Source organism: Desulfonatronospira sp., assembly GCA_003563255.1.
Lineage (GTDB): Bacteria > Desulfobacterota > Desulfovibrionia > Desulfovibrionales > Desulfonatronovibrionaceae > Desulfonatronospira.
Genome location: PWSL01000476.1, coordinates 1 through 7,858, shown reverse-complemented (window position 1 = coordinate 7,858; position 7,858 = coordinate 1). Strand labels below are relative to the sequence as shown.

The window sequence follows — 7,858 nt, the reverse complement described above, 5'->3', positions numbered from 1 at the left end:
TTCTGGCTGTCAAGGGATTAATGCGGATTTGAGTGGATATCAAGCAAAGGTAATAGTCTGTTTTTACTGTCTTTTTGGATGAGTCAGGATAGGATAGGAGGGGTAAATGGTGGAGGCGGCGGGAATCGAACCCGCGTCCGAGAATGTTCAGCACAAGGTTTCTACAGGCTTAGTCCGGATTTAATTCTCGTTTTCAGGGTTGCCTCCGGACAGGCCCCTGAAAACCAGTTCCGGTGAAGTCTCGCCCTTCAAGCCCCGGAACAGAGCATGAAGAGCCAGCCTGATGGGGGGTTGGCGCTTCCGTTTCGCTTATCAGGCGTCTGCGAGTGGAAACGTGACCGCTCTAAGCAGCCATTGCGTAATTGTTGTTCTTGGCAACTATTTTTTTGCCGCGTGTTTAACGAGGTCCCCGCGGCACCTCGGCCTGCAACCCTGGCCTCTATCATCCCCGTCGAAGCCATGTCGCCCCCTGAATTGTCAGGTCGTGAAAAAACAATATAAATACGTTTACGGATTTAGCAAGTGTTTTTTAAAAATTTTTTCTGAAAGAGGAGTCCGCCCAGTGAAAATAATACCAGAAGCAGCAAGGGCCAGACAGTATGAAAGGAAACCACCTGGGCGCCGGATTCCTGGACGTAGTGAGTGGCCTGGTGAACCGCAGATGTATAGATATAGCCCTTGACTGCAAATCCCAGGATGGTGCTGTAGATGTAGGCCGCCAGGGGGATTTGCAGTATCCCGCAGCTGTAATTGATCAGGGCATGCGGAAATCCTGGCAGGGAGCGCATGGCTAGAAGCTGAAAGAATCCGGAATTCTGGCGCAGCAGTCTGAAGGCCTGGGTCCTGGAAAACCGCTCCCGCAGTGAACTGGATAAATATCCTGTAAAATAATAGGCCCCGATGCTGCCTGCAAGCCCTCCTGCAACGACCATGATGGTGGCGGCCCAGGGATGATAGATAACCCCCATGGCCCAGATGAAAAAGGCAGCCGGCATGGCCATGGTATAAAGAACGGCCATAAGAATGATGAAGAGCAGCGGGGACCACCACAGCTGGGCCAGGTTTTCGGCCCTGGCTATTTCCCGGCTGATGTCAATTACGCCGCTTTGCTGCAAGAGCAGGCCCACAAAGAGAATGCCTGCCAGAATAATGATTTTTATACTGCCTCTGTAGTACATGGGTAGCCTGATTATAACCGGAAATACCAGAAGTCAGGAAACTTCCAGGATTTCCTTTATGTTGAGCCGGATGCTGACCAGGCCCTGATAGATGTTAATGCCCGGGGTGTATGCCAGAGTAAGGAGTTTGCCCTTGAAGCTCATGTGATTGAGGTTATGGCCCTGACGCCAGAACTGGCCCTGCAGCTGCATCCCGGAATCAGTATCCTTGAGGTGAAACCTGACGTGCTTGTCGTTACCGAACAGGCTCTGTTCCACAACTTTGAGAGGAGGAGACTGAAAGACCGGCCTGGGGTTTTCCGGCCCGAAGGGCTGCAGGAGCTCCAGTTCCTGTAGAAAGTCCGGAGAGAGTTCGTCCAGGCCCAAACGTGCGTCCATGACCATTGCCCTGTGGTAAGGTCCCGGTCCCAGGCAGTCCTTGATGACGTTGTTGAAGCCTGAGCGCAGGCTGTCCAGGTTTTCAGGCTGCATGCTCAGCCCTGCTGCCTGGCTGTGCCCCCCGAATCCGGACAGGTGGCTTTTCAGGCTGCAGAGGCCCTGATATAAATTAAAACCGGAAATGCTTCTGCCGGACCCCTTGATAATCCCATTTTCCCGGGTCAGGACCAGGCAGGGCAGGTAAAATTCATCCACCAGGCGCGAAGCCACTATGCCCAGGACTCCGGAGTGCCACTCAGGGTCAAACAGGACCAGGCCGGAGTCGTTTTTGTACATCTGTGCCTGATCCCGGGCCTTTTCCAGGATGATGTCCTCGGTCTTCTTTCTTTCATTATTCAGGGTATTGAGCTTTTTGGCAATGGTGCGGGCCTGCTGCAGATCGCGGCTCAAGAGCAATTCCAGGGCCAGGTGCGGGTCATCCAGCCTGCCGGCGGCATTGATTCTCGGACCCAGGCCGAATCCCACCTGGCCGGCCCCGATGATATCCGCTCCTCCCAGACCGGAGGCTTCCTTAAGGGCGTATATCCCGGGCCTGCGGGCTTCGCTCAAAAGCAACAGACCGTTTTTGACCAGGATGCGGTTGGCCCGGTCCAGGGGGACCAGGTCGGCTATGGTACCCAAGGCCACCAGGTCCAGGAGGTCCCGGATGTCCATTTGGGGTCCAGGCAAGGTCTTGTTGAGGGCAGCAGCAAGAAAAAAAGCCGATCCTACACCTGCCAGTTCAGGGTAGGGGCATGGACTGCATCTGGGGTTTAAGACTGCATCAGCAGGGGGCAGTTCCTGCCCGGGCTGGTGGTGATCCGTCAGGATGACCCGAATGCCCAGTTCTTTGGCTCTGGCTATTTCAGCATGATGGGATATGCCGCAGTCCACTGTGATGAGGGTGCGTACCCCCTGGGCGGCCAGCTTTTCAATACCGGCTGTGTTCAGCCCGTATCCATCATGGATGCGGTGGGGCAGGTAGCTGGTGATTTCAATGCCCCTGGACCTGAAAAACTCTTTTAAAAGAGCTGTAGAGGTGATTCCATCCACATCATAATCACCCCAGACTGCAATCTCATCATGAGAGTTTACAGAGGAGGCGATGATATCAGCAGCCTGCTGCAGATGCGGCCATGATTCGAGTGGTTTTAAATATCTGAGGCCGGGGCTCAGGAAAAACTGCATTTCGTCCAGAGTGGTCATGCCCCTCTGGTGCAGTATCCTGCAAAGCACAGGCGATATTTCAAGCTGATCAGCCATTCGGGCGATTTGCGATGAAGAAGCCTCAGTACTGATGACCCTCCATTTAACTCGTGAATTCCAGGTGCTGCACATATGTGGATAAGTTATGTTCAGGCTGCTAACAGCTGTTTGAGTTCGTGCATGGAATCGCCGGACTTAATGTCCTGAGCCAGGTCATGAGTCATGGTTTGATCAAGGCCCAGTTTCCGGTGCAGGATTTGGTCGGGTTCATAGCCGGATCCAGACTGCATTGAATGCTGGATATTGTTGGCCAGGGCCAGAATCATTGTTTGATCCCGGAAGCCCTTGCCGGCGAACTCAGGGCGGTGGTGCCAGTTTACAGGTTCTGTGACGGTTTCGGGCAGGTGCCAGAGCTGCAGGGTCATGGCCCCCACAAGTGCATGGTCTATGCCCCAGAACTCTGTTTCAACGATAAAAAGGGGCGTGTTTGTCTGCATGGCCAGGGTAGAAATGTGTTGCCATGCATCTGGGGCGTAAATGGCGGTTATGAGTTTGCCCAGGTCGTGTAAAAGACCTATAGTCAAAATATCGTCCGCATCCCGGCGTTTAAGTATCCTGGCAAGTTCATGTGCCATCAGAGCGGTAAAACTATGGTGTTCCCAGTAGGCCTGCAGGTCCAGGTCCTGTTGCCGGACCTTCCCTGACAGTGTGCTGATATTGATTGAAAGAATAATCCTGCGCAGCTCTGCAAGACCAATTAGATTCACAGCCCTGGAAATTGAGGAGATTCTGGCCTCAAAGCCGTAATAAGCGGAATTAGCCCTGCTCAGAACCCTGGTGGCCAGGGACTGATCCGAGGCCACAATCCGGCTGATGCTGTCCAGGGAAAAGGATGAATCCCGCTCCACCTTTATGAAAAGCTCCCGGAGGACGGCCGGGGGTACGGGCAGATCATCCCTGACCCTGGTGAGATTCTGCAGAAATGCCTGGCCTTGTTGCTGGCTCATGATACTGGTCCTGATAACACTACAGCGTCATTTTTGTTAATTGGGGTATCTGTTTAGCGCTTTCAAGGAAAGCAGGGGACAGGCACTCCGGGACCCACTTGAGCATCATTTTGTGCTTAAAATATCTCATTTTTTGGGACAAGTGGGTCCCGGAAGAGCCAGTCCCCCTGCCACATGCAAAGCGCTAAACAGATACTAATTGGGAAAGTCCCCCGGCCTATTGCCCGATGTTGTCCAGTTTTAAATCTTTGGGCACCATGTTGTGTTTTTTCATATATTCAACGAATTTGTTGGCGTGTTCCAGTTCAGGGTTCAGTTTGAGGGCTTTTTTGAGATGCTCCAAGGTTTTGTCGTACCTTTTAAACTCAAAATAAGCCCTGGCCACATTGTAGTGCAGGTTTTCATCGCTTTGCACCATATCCAGGGCCCTTGTGTAATATTCAAGAGCCTGCTGGTACATTTTCTGCTTGCGTAAACTTATGCCGAATTCGTTGAAAAGGTGCTTGTGTTCCTCTTCAAAAGCAGCGTTAAGCTTGACCAGACGTTCGAAAATATCCTGGGCCTTTTCTTTTTCGCCGCGTTCCAAATAGGTCAGCCCCAGCCCGAAGTTGGCCCGGATGTTTTCTATGTCTACCTTAAGGGCGTTGTTGTATTCAAATTCAGCGCTGTAGCTCTCTCCCTTTTTACGGTGCCTGTCGCCCCGGGCAATGGTTTTGTTGAGCTCGCGCATCTTGGGGAACACGGTGTAGGTGTAGAATTCGGGCTCCGGTGAAAACTTTTCCAGGATTTCATTTTTGGGGACTATCTTTTTAGGCCCCGAGGGAACGTAATTGACATTCAGAGGTTGCACCTCCACGTTGTAGGCATCCACCTGGTTTACAAACCAGTACATCTTCTGGATAGTTTTTTTCTGGGTACTGCCGGTGCCCACCTTGACCAGGGTTTGAGATGAGAAAACCCCCTGGATTTTTTGCTTTTCGTCCCAAGCTGCAGCGGTCTGGCCGTTCTCAGGCAGATTATTTTCATTATCGGCCATATCTTTGCTCCTCAAGTGTTTGCGGATAATTCACGCCTGACCTGTACCAGAGCCCCTGCCGGGTCAGAAGAGGCGGTTACCGGACGGCCTATTACCAAATGCGTGGCCCCGGAGGTCATGGCCATGGATGGGGTGACTGCTCTTTTCTGGTCAGCCGCGTCCTGTCCGGACCTTATCCCGGGAGTAACCAGGCAAAAGTTATCCGGAGCCCTTTCTTTTATTCCTGCAGCTTCCTGTCCGGAGCAGACTACTCCGTCCAGGCCCCATGCATTTGCCCTGGCAGCCAGGTCCAGTACCACAGAGTAAAGGCTCCTGTCTTCCGGCCAGGCCAGGTCTGTTTTGTCCAGGCTGGTCAGCAGGGTCACACCCACAAGCATCGGCCCAGGAGATCCAGGAGAAACAATTCCCCGCCGGGCTTCCAGGGCTGCGTTCACCATTTTTTCCCCGCCGAGCAGGTGCAGGGTGATCATGTCTACTCCCATGTGTATGCAGTTGCCTACGGTTTTATTGACGGTATTTGGTATGTCCATGAGCTTCAGATCAAGAAATATATTGTAATCAAGCTGTTTTATCTCATGAACAACGCCCGGTCCGCAAGAGGTAAAAAGCTCCAGACCGATTTTTACCCAGTTTGTAATGGGTCTCAAGGCCCGGGCCAGCTCCAAAGCCTGCTCGCGGCTGCCGAGATCCAGGGCTACAATGATTGCAGGCTCACGCGTCATAACGCTCACCTGAGGCAATTTTTTGCGCCAATCCAGGTCGTATGTACGGTCTCAGCATTTCCGCAAGCACAACCGCTTTGAGCTGGACATAGGAGGTGTTTACGTCATCGTTGACCAGCCAGTAATCAAAAAAGTCGCTTTGCAGCATCTCTGCAGCAGCGTTTTGCAGACGTCTGTCTATAACATCGGCAGTATCACTTCCGCGCTTCTCAAGCCGTTGTCTGAGTTCCTCCAGGGAGGGAGGGTACACGAAAAGGTATACCCCTTGTCTCAGGTTGTCCAGGATCTGCCGGGCCCCCTGTACATCAACGTCCATAATGATGCTCTGGCCTTGCTCAATACAGTTAATGATCTGCTCCCGGGGTGTACCATAATAATTGCCGTGCACCTCGGCCCATTCTGCAAAGAAGCCTTGTTCCGCCAGGTCCTGGAATTGCAGTCTGCTTACAAAGAAATATTCTTTGCCGTGTACTTCGCCTTTCCTGGGCTCCCTGGTAGTGTATGAGACAGAAAACCCGAAACCGGGGAAGTCGCGGCAGAGCATTCTGATAAGTGTACTTTTGCCGGCCCCGGATGGAGCACTGATAACCAGCAGCATGCCTCTAGGAATCATCTTTGGTCTCCGCTTGTTTCAGTCTCTGGGCTATGGTCTCGGGCTGAATGGCTGAGAGGACCACGTGCCCGGAATCCATCACCAGGATGGACCTGGTCTTGCGTCCCTGGGTGGCATCAATGAGCAGGTTGCGTTCCCTGGCATCCTCCCGGAGCCTGCGCATGGGGGATGAACCGGGGTTGACAATGGAAACCACCCTGGATGTTATTACGCTGTTGCCGTAGCCTATGTTCAGAAGCCTGAGCCTGGTTTTGAATATGTTGCTGTCCATGGGGATTATTCCAGGTTCTGAGCCTGCTCCCGGCATTTTTCCAGTTCTGTCTTAAAATCTACAGCGATTGTACTCATTTCAGTGTTCTGGCATTTATTGGCGCAGGTGTTTATCTCCCTGAAGGCTTCCTGTAGAAAAAAATCCAACTTGCGGCCTTTCTCTCCTGGTTTTTCCAGGAGCTGGTGCATGGAATTCAGGTGGGCCTGAAGGCGGGTGATCTCCTCGGATACATCCAGCCTGTCCGCAATAAAACCAAGCTCCTGGAACAGCCTGTTTTCGTCCACCTCCATATCCATTTCCGCAAGCAGTCGGTCCACCCTGGAACGCAGGTCCTGGAAACGCCGGCCAGCGTTTTCTGCAGCCAGTCCCTGAAGATTTTCCAGGATAGACTCCATATTCCGGAGACGGCTTCGCAGGTCATGAAAAAGTTGAGCCCCTTCCTGCTCCCTGGAAGTGTTCCAGTCCAGCAGGGCCTGTTCCAGGCAGTCCTGCATATCCTGCAAAAGGACCTGGTTTATGCTGGAAGATCTCTCCTGCCACATGGACTGCATGCGAAGCAGTATATTCAGGTCCGGTTTAAATTCTTGACCGGTGCTGCGTGCAAAATTATTGAGTTCCTCCAGCATGGCCCCGGCAACGGCCCGGTCCAGTTCCAGGGCGAGCATGCCTGGATCCAGGATGCGCATGTCCAGGTAAAGCTCCACCCTTCCCCTGACGGCATGCCGCCTGAGCAGTTTTTCCCAGCCGGGCTGCAGGTAGAAGAGCGCAGGTGGTATTTTCCACTTGATATCCAGATAGCGGCTGTTGACGCTCTTGATTTCCCAGTTGAGGCTCCAGCTCTCCTTTTGAAGTGAGGCCTGACCGTAGCCTGTCATGCTTTGTGTCATATTTTGTCTCTTTTCAACTGTTCGCGGTAGTTGTCTCGAATGACCCGCAGGTATTTTTTTATCTTTTCCGAGGCATAATCCGGAAAGGTCCAGGGCAGATCCACCCAGTCCCCCCGGGTATAGACCAGGGTCAGGTCGGCCCAGATGCCCCGGTCCAGGTAGATGCGATGCGTAAAGTTCTTTCCGGTTCCAAGAACCAGGCGCTCCAGGGTCAAAAGTCCCGGATCCAGGTTGAAAAGCCGTTGCCCGTCCCGGGAGTATTCTGACTCAATCCTGTTGGTGTCCAGTTTTATTTCCGGCAGACTGTTGAGTTCCACCAGGGGTTCGAATGTAAGTATGCCCCTGTAAACTGGTGTTCCAAGTTCCCGGTTGTAATAATCAGTTTCCGTCAAGGGGATTAAAGGACTTTCAAAATCCACGCGGCCAAACTTTTTGCTGAGGCAGAGCCTGACTTCATCCTGAAAAGTATCCCACTTTGAGCTCAGGATGGAGAGAAACAGTTTGCCAGGTCTGGGTATTTC

The 7,858-nt window shown here is 52.6% G+C and carries 9 protein-coding genes and 1 other RNA gene; all 10 read right to left on the bottom strand.

Annotated features, from left to right (window positions below):
• Positions 1-107 precede the first annotated feature (107 nt).
• Positions 108-470: a transfer-messenger RNA gene (ssrA, locus tag QZP87_RS14050) on the bottom strand.
• Between the two features lie 45 nt (positions 471-515).
• Complete coding sequence (locus QZP87_RS14045; RefSeq protein WP_291323551.1) at positions 516-1,178, bottom strand: VTT domain-containing protein; 663 nt, start codon at positions 1,176-1,178, stop codon at positions 516-518.
• A gap of 33 nt (positions 1,179-1,211) precedes the next feature.
• Positions 1,212-2,858: a single-stranded-DNA-specific exonuclease RecJ gene (recJ, locus tag QZP87_RS14040; protein WP_291323550.1), complete on the bottom strand. Its 1,647-nt coding sequence runs from the start codon at positions 2,856-2,858 to the stop codon at positions 1,212-1,214.
• A gap of 92 nt (positions 2,859-2,950) precedes the next feature.
• Positions 2,951-3,808 (bottom strand): HDOD domain-containing protein, encoded by an 858-nt coding sequence (locus tag QZP87_RS14035; RefSeq protein ID WP_291323549.1) that lies wholly within the window; start codon positions 3,806-3,808, stop codon positions 2,951-2,953.
• A gap of 217 nt (positions 3,809-4,025) precedes the next feature.
• Positions 4,026-4,844 carry a tetratricopeptide repeat protein gene (locus tag QZP87_RS14030; protein WP_291323548.1) on the bottom strand — a complete coding sequence of 273 codons (819 nt, stop codon included), beginning with the start codon at positions 4,842-4,844 and terminating at the stop codon, positions 4,026-4,028.
• Positions 4,845-4,855: 11 nt separating this feature from the next.
• Positions 4,856-5,566: an orotidine-5'-phosphate decarboxylase gene (gene pyrF, locus QZP87_RS14025; protein ID WP_291323547.1), complete on the bottom strand. Its 711-nt coding sequence runs from the start codon at positions 5,564-5,566 to the stop codon at positions 4,856-4,858.
• Entirely contained in the window at positions 5,556-6,179 is a 624-nt protein-coding gene (gene gmk / locus QZP87_RS14020) for a guanylate kinase (RefSeq protein ID WP_291323546.1), read from the bottom strand. The genes pyrF and gmk overlap by 11 nt, the downstream gene beginning before the upstream one ends.
• Positions 6,169-6,450, bottom strand: coding sequence for a DUF370 domain-containing protein (locus tag QZP87_RS14015; RefSeq protein ID WP_291323545.1), 282 nt, complete (start codon positions 6,448-6,450; stop codon positions 6,169-6,171). Before QZP87_RS14015 ends, gmk begins: the two co-directional genes overlap by 11 nt.
• Positions 6,451-6,455: 5 nt before the next feature.
• Entirely contained in the window at positions 6,456-7,337 is an 882-nt protein-coding gene (locus QZP87_RS14010; protein WP_291323544.1) for a YicC/YloC family endoribonuclease, read from the bottom strand.
• A partial coding sequence (locus QZP87_RS14005) for a DUF4416 family protein (protein WP_291323543.1) occupies positions 7,334-7,858 on the bottom strand: 525 nt, incomplete at its 5' end. The genes QZP87_RS14010 and QZP87_RS14005, both read right to left, overlap by 4 nt.

Bases quoted from the DNA above. Each gene is read 5' to 3' on its own strand.
- QZP87_RS14045 (WP_291323551.1), bottom strand. From the start codon at position 1,178: ATGTACTACAGAGGCAGTATAAAAATCATTATTCTGGCAGGCATTCTC.
- QZP87_RS14015 (WP_291323545.1), bottom strand. From the start codon at position 6,450: ATGGACAGCAACATATTCAAAACCAGGCTCAGGCTTCTGAACATAGGC.
- gmk (WP_291323546.1), bottom strand. From the start codon at position 6,179: ATGATTCCTAGAGGCATGCTGCTGGTTATCAGTGCTCCATCCGGGGCC.
- pyrF (WP_291323547.1), bottom strand. From the start codon at position 5,566: ATGACGCGTGAGCCTGCAATCATTGTAGCCCTGGATCTCGGCAGCCGC.
- QZP87_RS14030 (WP_291323548.1), bottom strand. From the start codon at position 4,844: ATGGCCGATAATGAAAATAATCTGCCTGAGAACGGCCAGACCGCTGCA.
- QZP87_RS14010 (WP_291323544.1), bottom strand. From the start codon at position 7,337: ATGACACAAAGCATGACAGGCTACGGTCAGGCCTCACTTCAAAAGGAG.
- recJ (WP_291323550.1), bottom strand. From the start codon at position 2,858: ATGGCTGATCAGCTTGAAATATCGCCTGTGCTTTGCAGGATACTGCAC.
- QZP87_RS14035 (WP_291323549.1), bottom strand. From the start codon at position 3,808: ATGAGCCAGCAACAAGGCCAGGCATTTCTGCAGAATCTCACCAGGGTC.